The 18,162-nt window shown below is 72.0% G+C and carries 16 protein-coding genes and 1 pseudogene; 12 read left to right on the forward strand and 5 right to left on the reverse strand.

Going from position 1 to position 18,162, the window contains the following annotated elements:
- Positions 1–37 precede the first annotated feature (37 nt).
- The 11 genes from nuoE to F9B16_RS28355 are packed head-to-tail and all read left to right on the forward strand — an operon-like array spanning position 38 to position 13,917.
- Positions 38–820, forward strand: coding sequence for an NADH-quinone oxidoreductase subunit NuoE (gene nuoE / locus F9B16_RS28305; protein WP_151543254.1), 783 nt, complete (start codon positions 38–40; stop codon positions 818–820).
- Complete coding sequence (gene nuoF, locus F9B16_RS28310) at positions 817–2,115, forward strand: NADH-quinone oxidoreductase subunit NuoF (RefSeq protein ID WP_151543255.1); 1,299 nt, start codon at positions 817–819, stop codon at positions 2,113–2,115. The genes nuoE and nuoF overlap by 4 nt, the downstream gene beginning before the upstream one ends.
- Positions 2,112–4,577, forward strand: coding sequence for an NADH-quinone oxidoreductase subunit G (locus tag F9B16_RS28315; protein ID WP_151543256.1), 2,466 nt, complete (start codon positions 2,112–2,114; stop codon positions 4,575–4,577). The genes nuoF and F9B16_RS28315 overlap by 4 nt, the downstream gene beginning before the upstream one ends.
- Positions 4,574–5,911: an NADH-quinone oxidoreductase subunit NuoH gene (gene nuoH / locus F9B16_RS28320; protein ID WP_151543257.1), complete on the forward strand. Its 1,338-nt coding sequence runs from the start codon at positions 4,574–4,576 to the stop codon at positions 5,909–5,911. The genes F9B16_RS28315 and nuoH overlap by 4 nt, the downstream gene beginning before the upstream one ends.
- Positions 5,898–6,521, forward strand: coding sequence for an NADH-quinone oxidoreductase subunit NuoI (gene nuoI / locus F9B16_RS28325; RefSeq protein ID WP_151543258.1), 624 nt, complete (start codon positions 5,898–5,900; stop codon positions 6,519–6,521). The genes nuoH and nuoI overlap by 14 nt, the downstream gene beginning before the upstream one ends.
- Positions 6,518–7,462: an NADH-quinone oxidoreductase subunit J gene (locus tag F9B16_RS28330; RefSeq protein ID WP_151543259.1), complete on the forward strand. Its 945-nt coding sequence runs from the start codon at positions 6,518–6,520 to the stop codon at positions 7,460–7,462. Before nuoI ends, F9B16_RS28330 begins: the two co-directional genes overlap by 4 nt.
- Positions 7,459–7,758, forward strand: coding sequence for an NADH-quinone oxidoreductase subunit NuoK (nuoK, locus tag F9B16_RS28335; RefSeq protein WP_151543260.1), 300 nt, complete (start codon positions 7,459–7,461; stop codon positions 7,756–7,758). Before F9B16_RS28330 ends, nuoK begins: the two co-directional genes overlap by 4 nt.
- Positions 7,759–7,768: 10 nt before the next feature.
- Positions 7,769–9,685 carry an NADH-quinone oxidoreductase subunit L gene (nuoL, locus tag F9B16_RS28340; protein ID WP_192809033.1) on the forward strand — a complete coding sequence of 639 codons (1,917 nt, stop codon included), beginning with the start codon at positions 7,769–7,771 and terminating at the stop codon, positions 9,683–9,685.
- Positions 9,682–11,271, forward strand: a complete 1,590-nt coding sequence (locus tag F9B16_RS28345; protein ID WP_151543261.1) for an NADH-quinone oxidoreductase subunit M — start codon at positions 9,682–9,684, stop codon at positions 11,269–11,271. Before nuoL ends, F9B16_RS28345 begins: the two co-directional genes overlap by 4 nt.
- Positions 11,268–12,866 carry an NADH-quinone oxidoreductase subunit NuoN gene (gene nuoN / locus F9B16_RS28350; protein ID WP_151543262.1) on the forward strand — a complete coding sequence of 533 codons (1,599 nt, stop codon included), beginning with the start codon at positions 11,268–11,270 and terminating at the stop codon, positions 12,864–12,866. Before F9B16_RS28345 ends, nuoN begins: the two co-directional genes overlap by 4 nt.
- Before the next feature lie 10 nt (positions 12,867–12,876).
- Complete coding sequence (locus tag F9B16_RS28355) at positions 12,877–13,917, forward strand: polyprenyl synthetase family protein (protein ID WP_404800523.1); 1,041 nt, start codon at positions 12,877–12,879, stop codon at positions 13,915–13,917.
- On the opposite strand, the gene F9B16_RS28360 is transcribed toward F9B16_RS28355, so the two are convergent.
- The gene (locus F9B16_RS28360) at positions 13,893–15,143 is read right to left on the reverse strand and encodes an MFS transporter (RefSeq protein WP_151543263.1); all 1,251 of its coding nucleotides are present in this window, start codon (positions 15,141–15,143) and stop codon (positions 13,893–13,895) included. The two genes, F9B16_RS28355 and F9B16_RS28360, sit on opposite strands and share 25 nt — an antisense overlap.
- 95 nt (positions 15,144–15,238) lie before the next feature.
- Between F9B16_RS28360 and F9B16_RS28365 the strand changes: the two genes are divergently transcribed.
- Positions 15,239–16,168, forward strand: a complete 930-nt coding sequence (locus F9B16_RS28365) for a LysR family transcriptional regulator (RefSeq protein WP_151543264.1) — start codon at positions 15,239–15,241, stop codon at positions 16,166–16,168.
- A gap of 37 nt (positions 16,169–16,205) precedes the next feature.
- On the opposite strand, the gene F9B16_RS28370 is transcribed toward F9B16_RS28365, so the two are convergent.
- From F9B16_RS28370 to F9B16_RS51270, 4 genes and pseudogenes are all read right to left on the reverse strand, one after another.
- On the reverse strand, positions 16,206–16,832 hold the full coding sequence (locus F9B16_RS28370) for a GTP-binding protein (protein ID WP_151543265.1): 627 nt from the start codon (positions 16,830–16,832) through the stop codon (positions 16,206–16,208).
- On the reverse strand, positions 16,813–17,241 hold the full coding sequence (locus tag F9B16_RS28375; protein ID WP_151543266.1) for a DUF742 domain-containing protein: 429 nt from the start codon (positions 17,239–17,241) through the stop codon (positions 16,813–16,815). Before F9B16_RS28375 ends, F9B16_RS28370 begins: the two co-directional genes overlap by 20 nt.
- Positions 17,238–17,663, reverse strand: coding sequence for a roadblock/LC7 domain-containing protein (locus F9B16_RS28380; RefSeq protein ID WP_151543267.1), 426 nt, complete (start codon positions 17,661–17,663; stop codon positions 17,238–17,240). Before F9B16_RS28380 ends, F9B16_RS28375 begins: the two co-directional genes overlap by 4 nt.
- Positions 17,660–18,162, reverse strand: a pseudogene (locus F9B16_RS51270) (hypothetical protein); the annotation flags it as partial. The gene F9B16_RS28380 and the pseudogene F9B16_RS51270, both read right to left, overlap by 4 nt.

Raw genomic sequence — 18,162 nt, forward strand, 5'->3', positions numbered from 1 at the left:
TGGCCAGCATCGACCCGGTCATGGGGGGAGTGGACCGATGACGTTCGAACCGGAAGTGCGCGAGCGCCTCGAGCGCGACGCGAAGCAGATCATCGGCCGGTATCCGAAGCCGCGGTCGGCGCTGCTCCCGCTGCTGCACCTGGTGCAGTCGGAGGAGGGGCACGTCTCGCAGGACGGCATCGAGTTCTGCGCCGAGCAGCTCGGCATCACGCCGGCCCAGGTGACGGGCGTGTCGACGTTCTACACGCAGTACAAGCACGAGCCGGTCGGCGAGTTCCACGTGGGCGTGTGCATCAACACGCTGTGCGCGGTGATGGGCGGCGACCAGATCTGGAACGAGCTGACCGAGCACACCGGGGTCGGGCACGACGAGGCCACCCCGGACGGCAAGGTCAGCCTGGAGCGGATCGAGTGCAACGCGGCCTGCGACTTCGCGCCGGTGATGATGGTCAACTGGGAGTTCTTCGACAACATGACTCCCGAGAAGGCCAAGCAGCTGGTCGACGACCTGCGCTCGGGTAAGGAAGTGCTTCCTTCGCGCGGGCCGAACAAGCTGTGCAGCTGGAAGGACGCGTCCCGGGTGCTCGCCGGGTTCCCCGACGGCCGCGCCCACGAGGGCGTCCAGGCCGGGCCGGAGTCGCTGCGCGGGCTGGAGCTCGCGAAGCAGCGCGGCTGGCAGGCCCCGTCCGCCGACACCGGCGGGGCGGCGCCCGAGGAGCCGGTCCGGCCGGGCGAGATCACCGATCCGCCGCCCAACGAGCCGGGCAAGCCGATCGGCGGCGACGTGAAGCCGGGCAGCCAGGAGGGTCGTAACCAGTGACCACGCTCACCCCGATCCTCACGAAGAACTGGGATCAGGCCGACTCGTTCACCCTCGCGGGCTACGAGCGCGAGGGCGGCTACCGGGCGCTGCGCAAGGCGCTCGGGCTGGCGCCGGACGAGATCGTCCAGATGGTCAAGGACTCCGGCCTGCGCGGCCGCGGCGGCGCCGGGTTCCCCACCGGCATGAAGTGGGGGTTCCTGCCCGCCGAGAGCCCGAACCCGCGCTACCTCGTCGTCAACGCCGACGAGTCCGAGCCGGGGACCTGCAAGGACATCCCGCTGATGATGGCGAACCCGCACGTCCTCGTCGAGGGCGTCATCATCAGCTCCTACGCCATCAAGTCGAACCAGGCGTTCATCTACGTGCGCGGCGAGGTGCTGCACGTGATCCGCCGGCTGCAGCAGGCGGTCGCCGAGGCGCGCGAGGCCGGGTACATCGGCACGGACATCCTCGGCTCCGGCTACGACCTGGACGTGGTCGTGCACACCGGCGCCGGCGCCTACATCTGCGGCGAGGAGACGGCGCTGCTGGACTCCCTGGAGGGGTACCGCGGTCAGCCCAGGCTCAAGCCCCCCTTCCCGGCGGTCTCGGGCCTGTACGGCGGCCCCACCGTCATCAACAACGTCGAGTCGATCTCGTCGGTTCCCTCGATCGTCGAGAACGGCGCCGACTGGTTCACCTCGATGGGCACCGAGAAGTCCGCGGGCTACGGCATCTTCTCGCTGTCCGGGCACGTCACCCGGCCCGGGCAGTACGAGGCGCCGCTCGGCATCACGCTGCGGGAACTGCTCGACATGGCGGGCGGGATCCGCGAGGGGCACCGGCTGAAGTTCTGGACGCCCGGCGGGTCGTCCACCCCGATCTTCACCGAGGAGCACCTGGACGTGCCGCTGGACTTCGAGTCCGTCGGCGCCGCCGGGTCGATGCTCGGCACCCGCGCCCTGCAGATCTTCGACGAGACGACCTGCGTCGTCCGCGCCGTGCTGCGCTGGTCGGAGTTCTACGCGCACGAGTCGTGCGGCAAGTGCACGCCGTGCCGCGAAGGCACCTACTGGTACAAGCAGATGCTGAAGCGGCTGGAGGCGGGCCAGGGCGAGGAAGAGGACCTGGAGACGCTCCTCGACCTGTCCGACAACATCCTCGGCCGCTCGTTCTGCGCCCTCGGCGACGGCGCGACGAGCCCGGTGGTCTCGTCGATCAAGCTGTTCCGGGACGAGTACCTCCGGCACTTCGAGCAGGGCGGCTGCCCGTTCGACCCGGCCAAGTCCACCCTCTGGGGAGGTGCGAAGTGACCGTCACCGACGACAAGTCGGCGGTGGAGAAGCCGGTCGAGATGGTCTCCTGCACCATCGACGGCTTCGAGATCGAGGTGCCGAAGGGCACGCTGATCATCCGGGCCGCCGAGCTGCTCGGCATCCAGATCCCGCGGTTCTGCGACCATCCGCTGCTGGACCCGGTCGGGGCCTGCCGGCAGTGCCTGGTGGAGATCCCCGACGCCGGCAACGGGCGCGGGATGCCGAAGCCGCAGGCGTCGTGCACCACCACGGTGATGCCCGGAATGGTCGTCAAGACCCAGCTGACCTCGCCGGTCGCCGACAAGGCGCAGCACGGCGTGATGGAGCTGCTGCTGATCAACCACCCGCTGGACTGCCCGATCTGCGACAAGGGCGGCGAGTGCCCGCTGCAGAACCAGGCGATGTCCAACGGGCGCGGCGAGTCCCGGTTCGTCGAGACCAAGCGGACGTTCCCGAAGCCGATCCCGCTGTCCAGCCAGGTGCTGCTGGACCGGGAGCGCTGCATCCAGTGCGCCCGCTGCACCCGGTTCTCCGACCAGATCGCCGGCGACGCGTTCATCGACCTGTTCGAGCGCGGCGCGAAGGAGCAGGTCGGCGCGGCGGACGGCAAGCCGTTCCAGTCCTACTTCTCCGGGAACACGGTGCAGATCTGCCCGGTCGGGGCGCTGACCGGCGCCGCGTACCGGTTCCGGTCCCGGCCGTTCGACCTGGTGTCGCAGCCGAGCGTCTGCGAGCACTGCGCGTCCGGCTGCGCGCTGCGCACCGACCACCGGCGCGGGAAGATCACCCGCCGGCTGGCCGGGGACGACCCGCAGGTCAACGAGGAGTGGAACTGCGACAAGGGCCGCTGGGCGTTCACCTACGGGACGCGCCCCGAGCGGCTCACGCACCCGCTCGTCCGGAACGAGGACGGCGAGCTGGAAGTGGCGTCGTGGCCGGAGGCGCTGACCGTCGCGGCCCGCGGGCTCGCGGCGGCGCGCGGCTCCGCGGGCGTCCTGACCGGCGGGCGCGTCACCCTTGAGGACGCCTACGCCTACGCCAAGTTCGCGCGGATCGCGCTGCACACCAACGACGTGGACTTCCGGGCCCGGCCGCTGTCGGACGAGGAGTCGCGGTTCCTCGCCTCCTCGGTCGCGGGCCGCCCGATCGAGGTGTCCTACGCCGACCTGGAGAAGGCGCCCGTGGTCGTCCTCGCCGGCTTCGAGCCGGAGGAGGAGTCCCCGATCGTGTTCCTGCGGCTCCGCAAGGCGTTCCGCAAGAACGGGCTGAAGGTGTTCGGGATCGCCCCGTTCGCGACCCGCGGCCTGCAGAAGGTCGGCGGGACGCTGCTCGCGACCGCGCCCGGATCGGAGTCGGAGACGCTCGGCTCGCTGATCGGCGACCCGTCCCGCGCCGGCGTCCGGACGCTGCTGGAGACGCCCGGCGCCGTCATCATGCTGGGCGAGCGGCTCGCCACCAGCCCCGGCGCGCTGACCTCGGCGGTCCGGCTCGCGCAGGTCACCGGCGCCCGGCTGGCATGGGTGCCGCGCCGGGCCGGGGAGCGCGGCGCGATCGAGGCCGGGGCGCTGCCCGGGCTGCTGCCGATCGGCCGCCCCGTCGCCGACCCGGAGGCGCGCGCCGAGGTCGCCCGCGCCTGGGGCGTCGCGGACCTGCCCGCCGGGCCCGGCGAGGACACCGCCGGGATCGTCGCGGCGGCCGGTGCCGGACGGCTCGGCGCGCTGCTCGTCGGCGGCGTCGACCCCTACGACCTGCCCGACCCGGACGCGGCGCTGCGCGCGCTGGAGGCCACCCCGTTCGTGGTGAGCCTGGAGCAGCGGCCGAGCGCGGTCACCGACCGCGCCGACGTGGTGCTGCCCGTCGCGGCCGTCGCCGAGAAGGCCGGCACGTTCGTCGACTGGGAGGGCCGCGGCCGCCCGTTCGACGTCGTGCTGAAGTCCGCCGGGAAGCTGTCGGACCTGCGGGTCCTGCAGGCGCTCGCCGACGAGATGGACGTCCACCTCGGGCTGCCCGGCCCGGAGGCGGCGCGGCGGGAGCTGGCGCAGCTCGGCGCCCACCGCGGCGAGCGGCCGGAGCCGCCGGACGTCGCGCAGGCGCTGCCGCCGCACCCCGAGCAGGGCGAGGCGCTGCTCGCGACCTGGCGGCTGCTGCTGGACCGGGGCCGCCTCCAGGACGGCGAGCCGTTCCTCGCGGGCACCGCCAAGGCCGCGGTGGCCCGGCTGTCGCCCGCGACCGCGGCGGAGATCGGCGCGACCGCGGCCGTCACGGTGTCGGGGCCGCGCGGCGAGGTGACGCTCCCGCTGGAGATCACCGCCGACCTGCCCGACCGGGTGGTGTGGCTGCCGACGAACTCGGCCGGCTGCGCCCTCCACCGGGACCTGGGCGCGGCGGCGGGCGGCGTCGTCAAGATCGCGAGCGGCGTGCTCGCCCGCCCGACCGAGAACGCGGGAGGTACCCGATGAGTCCGCTTGCGGCGCCCGCCGCCGATCCGACGCTCGCCACGTTCGGCAAGGACCCGTGGTGGCTGATCGGCGGCAAGGTCCTGGTCATCTTCGTCTTCCTGGTGCTGACCGTCCTGCTGTCGATGTGGGTCGAGCGGCGGGTCATCGGGCGGATGCAGCTGCGCGTCGGCCCGAACCGCGCCGGGCCCCAGGGCCTGCTGCAGGGCCTCGCCGACGGCGTGAAGCTGGCGCTGAAGGAGGACATCGTCCCCCGCCAGGTCGACAAGGTCGTGTTCGTCCTCGCGCCGGTGATGTCGGCGGTGCCGGCGTTCATCTCGTTCATCATCATCCCGTTCGGCCCGACGGTGTCGGTCTTCGGGCACCACACCGCGCTGCAGGGCACCGACCTGCCGGTCGCGGTGCTGCTGGTGCTCGCGATGTCGTCGATGGGCATCTACGGGATCGTGCTGGCGGGCTGGTCGTCGATGTCGCCGTACTCGCTGCTCGGCGGGCTCCGCTCGTCCGCGCAGATGATCTCCTACGAGATCGCGATGGGGCTGTCGTTCGTCGCGGTGTTCATGTTCGCCGGGTCGATGTCCACCTCCGAGATCGTCGCCAAGCAGGACCACATCTGGTTCGCGGTGCTGCTCGCCCCGTCCTTCGTGGTCTACGTGATCACGATGATGGGCGAGTCGAACCGCATCCCGTTCGACCTGCCCGAGGGCGAGGGCGAGCTGGTCGGCGGCTTCCACACCGAGTACTCGTCGCTGAAGTTCGCGATGTTCTTCCTCGCCGAGTACATCAACCTGGCGACGCTGTCGGCGCTGTGCACGACGCTGTTCCTCGGCGGCTGGCGGGCGCCCGCGCCGATCTCCACCGTGTGGTCGGGCGCCAACGCCGGCTGGTGGCCGGTGCTGTGGTTCCTGGTCAAGCTGTGGCTGTTCATCTTCTTCTTCATCTGGCTGCGCGGCTCGCTCCCGCGGGTCCGCTACGACCAGTTGATGAAGCTCGGCTGGAAGATCCTCATGCCGGTCTCGCTGGCCTGGATCCTGCTCGTGTCCACCATCAAGGCGTTCAAGAACGACGGCTACGACATCCAGCAGATCCTGTGGATCACCGCCGGGGTCATCGCCGTCGTCCTGGTGGTCACGGTGGTCTGGGAGATGGTCCGCGGCGGCGAGGGCGGCGAGATCGTCCCGGGCGCCGAGGCGCCCGCTCCCCGGGACCCGGCCGCCGGCGGCTTCCCGGTGCCGCCGATGGACGCCCCCCACTACCACGGCCGGGCCCGCGAGAAGCCGGCCCGCCCGGCCACGATCGAATCCGCCTCCGAGGAGGTCACCAGTGGGACTCACTGATTTCCTGAATCCGGTCAAGGGGTTCGGGGTCTCGTTCCACCAGATGTTCATGAAGAGCGAGACCGTTCAGTACCCCGAGGTGAAGAAGCCGACCGCCCCGCGCTTCCACGGGCGGCACCAGCTCAACCGGTGGCCGGACGGCCTGGAGAAGTGCGTCGGCTGCGAGCTGTGCGCCTGGGCCTGTCCCGCCGACGCCATCTTCGTCGAGGGCGCCGACAACACCGAGGACGAGCGGTACTCGCCCGGCGAGCGGTACGGCCGCACCTACCAGATCAACTATCTGCGGTGCATCCTCTGCGGCCTGTGCATCGAGGCGTGCCCGACGCGGGCGCTGACGATGACCAACGAGTACGAGCTCGCCGACGACAGCCGCGAGAGCCTGATCTACACCAAGGACATGCTGCTCGCGCCGCTGCGCGAGGGCATGGAGGCGCCGCCGCACGAGATGCGGCTCGGCGACACCGAGGAGGACTACTACCGTCTCGGTCTCAAGCCGGAGGGTCTCCAGCCCGAGGACGCGCCGACCATCTCCGCCGAGGGCGGCGGGCGGGCGAGCGCCGACAGCGCGGTGAAGCGGGAGAAGGCGGCCAGGGGCGGTGAGGGCAAGTGACCGCCCACCTCCAGGCCGCCGGGGTCCTCGCGGGCCACGTCGCCGACAAGCAGTCCGGCGAGCCGTTCTTCTTCTGGCTGCTGGCGATCGTGTCGGTGTGCGCCGCGCTCGGCATGATCCTCGTCCGCAAGGCGGTGCACTCGGCGCTGCTGCTGGCGACCGTGATGCTCTGCCTCGCCGCGATGTACGCGATCCAGAACGCGCCGTTCCTGGCGTTCGTCCAGGTGATCGTCTACACCGGCGCGGTGCTGATGCTGTTCCTGTTCGTGCTGATGCTCGTCGGCGTCACCTCCACCGACTCGCTGGTGGAGACGATCAAGGGCCAGCGGTTCTGGGCGGTCGTCGTCGCGATCGGGTTCTTCGTGCTGCTCGCCGCGGGGCTCGGCAACGCCGCGCTCGGCGACTCCGCCGGGCTGAAGGCCGCCAACGCCGACGGCAACGTCCTCGGCCTCGCGCGGCTGCTGTTCACCAAGTACGTGTTCGCGTTCGAGGCGACCAGCGCGCTGCTGATCACCGCGGCGCTGGGCGCGATGGTGCTGGCGCACCGCGAGCGGACCGAGCCGAAGCCGACGCAGAAGGACCTGTCCAAGGAGCGGTTCGCGTCCGGCGCGCACCCGGGCCCGCTGCCCGGCCCCGGCACGTACGCGCGGCACAACGCCGTCGACATGCCGGCGCTGCTCCCGGACGGGACGCCCTCGAAGCTGTCGATCAACCCCGTCATCGCGGCGCAGACCGACACCTCCGAACGGCACGCCGACCTGTACGGCGGGACCGAGCAGGGCGCGGTGGACGAGGACGTCGCCGCGGTCAAGGCGGCCACCGAAGAGGCGAAGGACGCGGACGCCGAGTCGCGCGTCGTCAGGGCCGGCACGCCGGCCGCCGGCGGGAACGCGGGCGGCGGCGCGGGCGGCAACGAGCGTGAAGGCGAGGCTGGTCAATGAGTCCGGGGCACTACCTGGCGCTCTCGGCGATCCTGTTCACCATCGGAGCCCTCGGCGTCCTCGTGCGCCGCAACGCGATCGTGGTGTTCATGTGCGTCGAGCTCATGCTGAACGCCACGAACCTCGCGTTCGTGACGTTCTCCCGCATGCACGGCACCCTCGACGGCCAGATCATCGCGTTCTTCGTGATGGTGGTGGCCGCGGCGGAGGTCGTGGTCGGCCTGGCGATCATCATGACCATCTTCCGGACCCGCAGGTCCTCGTCGGTGGACGACGCGAACCTGCTGAAGTACTGAGAGGTCGGGGATGAAAGCGGAAGGCATCCAGGCCGCGTCCTGGCTTCTCGTCGCGCTGCCCCTGCTGGGCGCCGCGATCCTCCTGCTCGGAGGCCGGCGCACCGACAGGTGGGGGCACCTGCTCGGCGTGGCGACGCCGGTGGCGTCGTTCGCCATCGGCGTCGCGATGCTCGTCCAGATGCTCGGCTACGACGACGCCGAGCGGCGCCGCACCGTGCACCTGTGGGACTTCATCGACGTCGGCCAGTTCAAGATCGGCATGGACCTGCTGGTGGACCCGCTGTCCATCAGCTTCGTCCTGCTGATCACCGGGGTGGGCTCGCTCATCCACATCTACTCCGTCGGCTACATGGCCGAGGACCCCGACCGGCGCCGGTTCTTCGGCTACCTGAACCTGTTCGTCGCGGCGATGCTGCTGCTGGTGCTCGGCGGGAACTTCCTCGTGCTGTTCCTCGGCTGGGAGGGCGTCGGCCTCGCCTCGTACCTGCTGATCGGGTTCTGGCAGCACAAGCCGACCGCGGCGACCGCGGCGAAGAAGGCGTTCGTCGTCAACCGCGTCGGCGACATGGGGCTGATCATCGCGATCGCGCTCATGTTCTCCACGTTCGGCACCGTCGACTTCGGCCCGATCCTCGGCGCGGGCGCCGAGCACGCCGGCCTCGCGACGAAGCTGAGCTCCGGCACCGCGACCGCGATCGGGCTGCTGCTCCTGCTCGGCGCGTGCGGCAAGTCGGCGCAGCTGCCGCTGCAGTCCTGGCTCCTCGACGCGATGGAGGGCCCGACCCCGGTGTCGGCGCTCATCCACGCGGCGACGATGGTGACCGCGGGCGTCTACCTGATCGTCCGCTCCGGGCCGATCTTCGAGATGTCCGACACCGCGCAGCTGGTGGTGACGATCGTCGGCGCGGCCACGCTGCTCGCCGGTGCGATCATCGGTTGCGGCAAGGACGACATCAAGAAGGCCCTCGCCGGGTCGACGATGTCGCAGATCGGCTACATGACGCTCGCCGCCGGCCTCGGCCGGCCGGGCTACGTGTTCGCCATCGCGCACCTCATCGCGCACGGCTTCTTCAAGGCGGGCCTGTTCCTCGGCGCCGGCTCCGTCATGCACGGCACCAACGACGACGTGAACATGCGCCACTACGGCGCGCTCCGCGGCGTCATGATGGCGACGTACGTGACGTTCGGGCTCGGGTTCCTCGCCATCATCGGGTTCCCGTTCCTGTCCGGCTGGTTCACCAAGGACGCCATCATCGAGGCCGCGTTCGACAAGGGCGGCACGTCCGGCGCCATCCTCGGCGTCTGCGCGGTCGTCGGCGCGGGCATCACCGCGTACTACATGTCGCGCGTGATGATCATGACCTTCTTCGGCGAGAAGCGCTGGGAGGAGGGCGTGCACCCGCACGAGTCGCCCAAGGTGATGACCATCCCGCTGATGGTCCTCGCCGTCGGCTCGCTCGCCGCGGGCGGCCTGCTGATCCTCGGCGGGTTCTCCGACTTCCTGGAGCCCGTCACCGGCAAGCCCGAGCATGCCGAGTCCTTCAAGTGGGTCACGCTGCCGGGCATCGTGGTCTTCCTCCTGATGATCGCCGGTTTCGCGATCGCCTGGATGCAGTACGGCCGCCGGCCCGTGCCGCGCGAGGCGCCCAAGGGCTCGTTCGTCACCGTCGCGGCCCGCAAGGACCTGTACGGCGACGCCATCAACGAGTCGCTGCTGATGCGGCCCGGCCAGTGGCTGACCCGGCTCGCGGTCTGGTTCGACGGACGCGGCGTCGACGGCGCCGTCAACGGGCTCGCCGCCCTCGTCGGCGGCACGTCCGGGCGGTTCCGCCGGATCCAGACCGGGTTCGCCCGCTCCTACGCACTCTCGATGTTCTTCGGCGCCGCGCTCGTCGTGGCCGCCCTCCTGGTGGTGAACGTGTCATGAGTGACTTTCCCTGGCTGAGCGTCCTCATCGCGCTGCCGCTGCTGGGCGCCGTCGCGGTCAGCGTGCTGCCGCGCGACAACGAGCCGCTGGTCAAGTGGTTCTCGTTCGGCGTCTCCACGCTCGTGGGCGTCCTCGCCCTGGCCATGGCGGCCGGCTTCGACGCCGGCGGCGACCGGTTCCAGTTCAAAGAGAAGTACTGGTGGATCAAGGAGTTCGGGATCCACTGGGCGCTCGGCGTCGACGGCGTCGCGCTGGTCCTGATCCTGCTGTCGGTCATCCTCGTCCCGCTGGTCATGCTGGCGTCCTGGAACGAGGACGAGCGGTCCGGCGGCGTGGACGTCCCGGCGAAGCGGTCAGTGAAGGGCTACTTCGCGCTGCTGCTGTCCCTCGAGGCCGCGATGATCGGTGTGTTCGCGGCGACCGACGTGTTCCTGTTCTACGTCTTCTTCGAGGCGATGCTCATCCCGGTGTACTTCCTCATCGGGCACTACGGCGGCGGCGCCGCCCGCGAGCGCTCCTACGCCGCGGTGAAGTTCCTGCTGTACTCGCTGTTCGGCGGGCTGCTGATGCTCGTCGCGGTCATCTGGCTGTACCCGCTGTCGAACAAGCCGGTCGGCGAGGGCGGCCTCGGGCACGGCACCTTCATGTTCGAGGAGCTGCGCGGGCTGGACGTCGACCCGACCACCGCCAAGTGGCTGTTCCTCGGCTTCTTCATCGCGTTCGCGATCAAGGCGCCGATGGTGCCGGTGCACACCTGGCTGCCGACCGCGGCGCAGCAGTCGCCGCCCGGCGCCCTGGTGCTGATCGTCGGCGTGCTCGACAAGGTCGGCACCTACGGGATGCTGCGGTTCTGCCTGGAGCTGTTCCCCGGCGCGGCCAAGTGGGCGACGCCCGCCGTGCTCGTGTTCGCGGTGATCAGCATCATCTACGGCGCGATCCTCGCGATCGGGCAGGTCGACCTGAAGCGGCTCATCGCCTACACGTCGGTGTCGCACTTCGGGTTCATCGTGCTCGGCATCTTCGCGATGACCTCGCAGGGCCAGTCCGGCGCCGCGCTGTACATGGTGAACCACGGCTTCTCCACCGGCGCGCTGTTCCTGCTCGTCGGCTTCATGATCGTCCGGCGCCGGTCGGCGAAGATCACCGACTTCGGCGGGGTGCAGAAGGCGGCGCCGGTGCTCGCCGGGACGTTCCTCATCGCCGGCCTGTCCGGGCTCTCGCTGCCCGGCCTGTCGCCGTTCGTGTCGGAGTTCCTGGTACTGGTCGGCACCTTCAGCCGCTACAAGGTGGCCGCGTGCTTCGCCGTGACCGGCGTCGTCCTCGCCGCCATCTACGTCCTCTGGATGTACCAGCGGACGATGGGCGGCCCGAAGGTCCCCGCCGTCGAGGGCATGAAGGACCTCACGGCCCGCGAGAAGTGGGCCGTCGCCCCGATCATCGCGATCATCGTGGCGATGGGCTTCTTCCCGCAGCCGGTGCTGCACGTGATCAACCCGTCGGTGAAGGAGACGCTCGCCCGTGTCGACCGGCACGACCCGGCGCCGACGCTCACCGGTAACGTCGCCGAGAACGGAGCCCGTCCATGAGCCCGACCAGTCAGCTGAGCCCCGTGCTGGCTCAGGGGGGTGACATCCCGGCGCCGCACATCGAGTACGGGCAGATCGGACCGCTGCTGCTCGTCCTCGGCATCGCCGTCGCGGGCGTCCTCGTCGAGGCGTTCGTCGGCCGCACCTGGCGGTACGCGGTGCAGGTGCCGGTCGCGTTCCTCGGCCTCGCCGGCGCGTTCGTGTGGACGGTCCTGCTCGGCTGGCGCGACGACCCGCACCACGTCGCCGCGCAGGGCGCCCTCGGCGTGGACGGCCCGACCCTGTTCATCCAGGGCACCATCCTCATCCTCGCCCTGGTGAGCCTGCTGCTCATCGCCGAGCGCGGCAACGGCCGCAGCGGCGGCCTCGTCGGCGGCCACTTCGCCGCGCAGGCGTCCGCGCTGCCGGGCAGCGAGGCCGAGCAGCGCAGCACCGCCGCCGGGATCACCCAGACCGAGGTGTTCCCGCTGATGATGTTCGCGGTCGGCGGCATGATGATGTTCCCCGCCGCGAACGACCTGCTCACCATGTTCGTGGCGCTGGAGGTCATGTCGCTGCCGCTGTACCTGCTGTGCGGCCTCGCCCGCCGGCGGCGGCTGCTCTCCCAGGAGGCGGCCGTCAAGTACTTCCTGCTCGGCGCGTTCTCCTCGGCGTTCTTCCTGTACGGGACGGCGCTGCTGTACGGCTACGCCGGGTCGGTCCGGCTGTCGGACATCTCCGCGCAGGTCAGCAAGGACGCCGGCAGCGAGACCCTGCTGCTGGCGGGCGTCGCGCTGCTGTCGGTCGGGCTGCTGTTCAAGCTCGGCGGCGTCCCGTTCCACATGTGGAAGCCGGACGTGTACCAGGGCGCCCCGACCCCGATCACGGCGCTGATGGCGTCGTGCACGGTCGTCGCCGCGTTCGGCGGGATCCTCCGCGTGTACTACGTCGGGTTCGAGACGCTGAAGTGGGACTGGCGGCCCTACATGTGGGGCGTGGCGATTCTCACGATGGTGGTCGGCGCGATCATCGCGATCACGCAGTCCGACATCAAGCGGATGCTGGCGTACTCGTCCATCGCGCACGCGGGCTTCCTGCTCATGGGCGTGGTCGCCACGTCGCGCGACGGCCTGTCCAGCACGATGTTCTACCTCGTCGCCTACGGCTTCACCTCCATCGGCGCCTTCGCGGTCGTCACGATGGTGCGCGACGCCGGCGGCGAGGCCGGGCACCTGTCGCGGTGGGCGGGGCTCGGCAAGCGCTCCCCGGTCGTCGCCGGGGTGTTCTCCTTCTTCCTGCTCGCCTTCGCCGGCATCCCGCTGACCAGCGGGTTCACCGGCAAGTTCGCGGTGTTCAAGGCGGCCGTCGAGGGCGGCGCGACCCCGCTGGTCGTGGTCGGCGTCATCTCCTCCGCGGTCGCCGCCTTCTTCTACGTGAAGGTGATCGTCGTGATGTTCTTCAGCGAGCCGGAGGCGGACGGCCCCGTCGTCGTCGCCGGGCCGGCGACCGCGGCTGCGGTGGCGCTCGGGGCGACGGCTACTGTGGTACTCGGCGTGATCCCGCAGCCCGTTCTGGACCTTGCGGGCCACGCAACGACCCACATGTTCGTCCGGTAGGGAGTCTTGGGTGAGCGACCCAATCGCTGAGAAGTCCGGCGGGCCGGCTCGACAGGAGTCCGGCCCGTTCGGGCTTCCCGTCGACTCGGCCCTCGCGGCCGATGCCAGGGAGCGCCTGGCCGCAGTCGAGGAACTGCTACTGGAGTCGGTGCGGGGCGAGGACCCGCTGCTCAGCCAGGCGTCCAAGCACCTCGTCGAGGCGGGCGGGAAGCGGTTCCGGCCGATGCTGGTGCTGCTCGCCTCCCACTTCGGGAATCCCGACGCGGCCGGCGTGGTGCCCGCCGCCGTCGTCGTCGAGCTGACCCACCTCGGCACCCTTTACCACGACGACGTCATGGACGAGGCGACGGTCCGGCGCGGCCAGGCGTCCGCGAACTCCCGCTGGACGAACACCGTCGCGATCCTCACCGGCGACTACCTGTTCGCCCGCGCGTCCGACCTGCTCGCCGACCTCGGCCCGGAGGCCGTCCGGATCCAGGCCCGCGCGTTCGCGCGGCTGGTGCGCGGCCAGATCCAGGAGACCGTCGGCCCGGCGGAGGACGCCGACCCCCTCAAGCACTACCTGCAGGTCGTCGCCGACAAGACCGCCTCCCTCATCGTGGTGTCCGGCCAGTTCGGCGCGCTGCTGTCGGGCGCCCCCGCCCGCGTCGTCGACACGATCACCTCCGCCTGCGAGAAGATCGGCGTCGCGTTCCAGCTGTCGGACGACATCCTCGACATCGACTCCGAGACCGAGGAGTCCGGCAAGACCCCCGGCACCGACCTCCGCGAAGGCATCCGCACCCTCCCGATGCACCACGTCCTCGCCGGCGTCGGCTCCGGCCCCGACGACGCCCGGCTGCGCGAGCTGCTCGTCCAGGACCTGTCCGACGACGCGCTGCACGCCGAGGCCCTCGCCCTCCTGCGCGCCCACCCCGCGATGGACCGCGCGCGCGCCGACCTGCGCCAGTACGCGGAGGACGCCCGCGCCGAACTCCTCACCCTCCCCGCCATCCCCGCCCGCGACGCCTTCACCGGCCTCTGCGACTACGTGGTCTCCCGCACCGGCTGACGGCCGGGTTCGCCGGTCCGGCTCGTCCTCGCGGCGCGCCGGGACCGGCCGTCCGGTCCCGGCGGGCGGCCCAGCACCGCCGCGGCGGCCAGAGCGAGGGAGCTCAGCACTCCGCCGAGCCACAGGGCGCCGGCCTCCCCGGCGGTGTCGGCGACGCGCCCGCCCGCCAGCGCCCCGAGCGAGATGGCGAGGTTGAACGCGGCGACGAACAGCGCCGACGCCGGTTCGGCGGCGAGCGGCGGCACGGCCCGCAGCAGCCACGTCTGCAAGGTGACGGACACGCCGCCGTAAGCGGCGCCCCACAGCACCAGCAGCGCGACGGCCGGGAGCGGGGCCCGGCCGGCGACCGGGAACAGCAGCACGGCCGGGGCGAGCAGCGCCGTGATCGCCAGAAGGGTGCGGCGCGGTCCGCGCGCGGCGGCCGTCCCCGCGGCGAAGTTCCCGGCGACGCCCGCGACGCCGTACAGCAGCAGCAGGGTGCTGATCAGGTCCGGGTCCACGCCGGACACCCGCTCCAGCACGGGCCGCACGTAGGTGTACGCCGCGAAATGCCCGCTGACCAGCAGGAACGTCACGACGAGTCCGGCTCGCGCGCCCGGTGCGCGCAGCACCCGCGCCATGTCCCGCGGGCGTGCCGCGCCCGTCGCGGGCAGCGGCGGCAGCAGCACGGCGAGCGCCGCGCAGGCGGCCAGGGACAGCGCTCCGGCGACGGCGAACGCGGCCCGCCAGCCAGCGAGGTCGCCGATCAGCGTGCCGGCGGGGACGCCCGCCACCGACGCGACCGAGATCCCGCCGAAGATGAGCGAGGTGGCGGCGCCGATGGAGCGTTCCGGTACCAGCCGCGCCGCGAGCCCGCCCGCGATCGCCCACACCCCGCCGATCGCCACGCCGACGAGGATCCGCGTGGCCAGCAGCGCCGGCAGCCCGGGCGCGGCGGCCGAGCCGAGGTCGGCAGCCGCCAGCAGGCCCGCCAGCCCGGCCAGCACCGCGCGCCGGTCCAGCCGGGCGGTGGCCGCCGACAGCGCGGGCGCGCAGAGCGCCGCGACCAGGCCGGGCACGGTCATCGCCAGCCCGGCCGCGCCCGCGGACGCGCCGAGGTCCGGGCCGATCGAGGTCAGCAGCCCCACCGGCAGCATCTCGCTGGTGACGACGAGGAACGTCGCCGCGGCGACCGCGAGCACCGCCGGCCGGCCGCCCCGCGGCGGGGACTCGGAAGGAACCGTCATGCCTTCGACCCTGGCCGGGCGGCGGCACGGGAACAACGGCGAAGACCGCATCCTTCTATGAGCGAGGCTCATCGATCGGCGACCGGAGGAGCGACGTGCCGGAACTGGAGGCCCGCGAGATCGAGTGCTTCCTCGTCCTCGGCGAGGAGCTGCACTTCGGCCGGACCGCGGAACGGCTCTACCTCTCCCAGAGCCGCGTCAGCCAGCTGCTGCGCTCCCTGGAGTCGCGGATCGGGGGCCGGCTCGTCGAGCGCACCAGCCGCCGCGTCCGGCTGACGCCGCTCGGCGCGAGCCTGCGCGACGAGCTGGCCCCCGCCTACACCGCCCTCCTCGACGCCGTCGACGCGGCGAGGGCCAGGGCCCGCGGCGTCGGCGGCGTGCTGCGGATCGGCTTCGTCGGCTCGCTCGACGAGGACCTCGCCGGCCTCGTCCGCGCGTTCGAGCGCGACCATCCCGGCTGCGAGGTGCGGACCGCCGAGGTGCCGCTGGCCGACCCGTTCGGGCAGGTCCGGGACGGGGACGTCGACGCCGCGATCGTGCTCGCACCCGTGCGGGAGCCCGGCCTCGCCTCCGGCCCCGTGTTCTCCGAGGCGCCGCTGAGCCTCGCCGTCCCCGCCCGCCATCCGTTCGCGGACCGCCCGTCCGTGCCCGCCGAGGACCTGGCCGGGCACCCGCTGATCCGGATCGCCGGACCCGCCCCGCGGTACTGGCGCGAGGCGCAGTCGCCGCGGCTGACGCCCGGCGGGCGCACGATCCCGTCCGGGCCGGCGGCCGGCACGATCCAGGAGGCCCTGGCGCTGGTCGCCGCCGGACGCGGCGCGATGCCGCTGTGCGTCCCGACCGCCCGCCGCCACGCGCGCGGCGACGTCGTGTTCGTCCCGCTCACCGGCCTGCCCGACTCGGCGCTGACCCTCGTCTGGCACCGCGACCGCGCCACCGCACGCGTCCGCGCCTTCTCCCGCGCCGTCGCCGAAGGCACGGCCCGGGACCGCGCCCCGGCCGCCGCCGGGGCCGGCGGCCGTTAGGGCGCGGTCAGGCGCGGTCAGGCGTAGTCAGGCGCGGTCAGGCGCCCTGCGACTCCAGCGCCGGCAGGCCGCGGGACTTCATCGCATGCAGGACGAGGTCGATGAGCACCTGCTTGCAGGAGTCGAGGCGGCGGGCGTCGCACAGCATCACCGGGACCTTCGGCCCCAGGTTCAGCGCGAGCTGGATCTCCGCGAGGTCGTACTGCCGCGCGCCCTCGAAGCAGTTCACCGCCACGACGAACGGGGTGCCGCGCCGCTCGAAGTAGTCGACCGACGGGAAGCAGTCCGACAGCCGGCGGGTGTCGGCGAGCACGACCGCGCCGAGCGCGCCGAGCGACACCTCGTCCCACATGAACCAGAACCGCTCCTGCCCGGGCGTGCCGAACAGGTACAGGACGTACTCGTCGCGGAACGTGAGGCGGCCGAAGTCCATCGCGACCGTGGTGGTCTTCTTGCGCTCCACCCCGGAGACGTCGTCGACGCCGACGCTCTCGTCGGTGAGGATCTCCTCCGTGCGCAGCGGCCGCGTCTCGGAGACCGTGCCGACCATCGTCGTCTTACCGACCCCGAAACCGCCCGCGATCACGATCTTGACCGCGGTGGGCATCCGGCGGGCGCGCGCGTCGCGCCGCCCGCCCCCGGCGTCAGAGAGCCCGGAGACCATCGATCACCGCCTTGTAGAGCCTGATGTCGTGCATGTCCGCCTCCGGTTCGGGCTCCTGCATCGTGACGAGCCCCTTGCCGAGCAGGTCGCCGAGCAGCACCCGCACGGTCGCCACCGGAAGGTCGAGGTGGCCGGTCAGCTCGGCGACCGACATCACCTGCTGGCACAGCCGGATGATCGACAGGTGCTCGGGGCCGAGGCCGATCGGGCCCTCCGGCTCGGGCCCGGCCGCCACCACCAGCGTGATGAGGTCGAACTTGCCGTGGACGGGTTCGATGCGACCGCTCGTCATCACGTACGGGCGCACCATCGGGCCGGCGCTCTCGTCGTAGATCCGCTCGTGGCCGGGGGTGTGCAGCGCGGGGTCCTGCGGCCAGGGCTCGTGCCCCGGCTCCTCCGGCGGCATCATGCGGGCCGGCCCTCCTGCGCCGTCTCCGACCGCGACGGCGAGGTGAGGTGGTGCCCCATGCTCGTGACGAGCATCGCCATCTCGTAGGCGATGAGGCCCACGTCGGCCTCCTCGCCGGCCAGCACCGCCAGGCAGGCGCCCTTGCCGGCGACCGACACCAGCAGGAACGCCGACTGCATCTCGACGATCGTCTGCCGGACGGGGCCGCCGCCGAACCGGGTGCCCGCGCCCTTGGCGAGGCTCTGGATGCCCGCCGCCACGGCGGACAGGTGCTCGCCGTCGTCCTGGCTCATGCCCGCCGAGGAGGCCATCAGCAGGCCGTCGGCCGACAGCACCACCGCGTTGCGCGCGTGCGGCAACCGGTGGACCAGGTCGTCCAGCAAAAAACCCAGGTCGGATGAAGAACCGGTCTTCTGCGTCACTGACCTTCCTCGCCTTCCGCTGCTTGATTGCCGAGGGCCTCGGCCGCGTCCGACCGCCCCTGCCGGGTGCCGCGCTGGTAGGAGCCCATGATCCGCTGGATCTCCTCGGGCGAGCGGCCCGGGTCGTCCGGTTCGTCCTGCTCGTCGGCGACGAGCGGTTCGTCCGTGCGCAGCGGTTCGGCGAGGTTCGCCTGCGGCACGCGGACCGGCAGGCCGGACGGTGTGGTGGAGATGTCGGGCACGGGTGGCAGGTCCTCCGGCTGGGTCGGTTCGGGATGCCCGCCGCCGGCACCGGTGAGGCCGGATGAGGTGGACGCGGCGCCGTCGGGGGAGCTCGCCTCGTCCGCGGGGGGCTCGTCCTGCCGTCGGGGCAGGCCGTGTTCGGTGAAGCCGTCCGGCCCGGCCCCGGACGGCGGGACCGGCGCGTCGGCCGGGTCGGGTGCGCCGGGCGCGCCGGCCTGGTCGGCCGGTTCGGGCGCGGCCGGTTCCGGCGCGGGCG

The sequence above is a fragment of the Actinomadura montaniterrae genome, from assembly GCF_008923365.1.
GTDB lineage: Bacteria > Actinomycetota > Actinomycetes > Streptosporangiales > Streptosporangiaceae > Spirillospora > Spirillospora montaniterrae.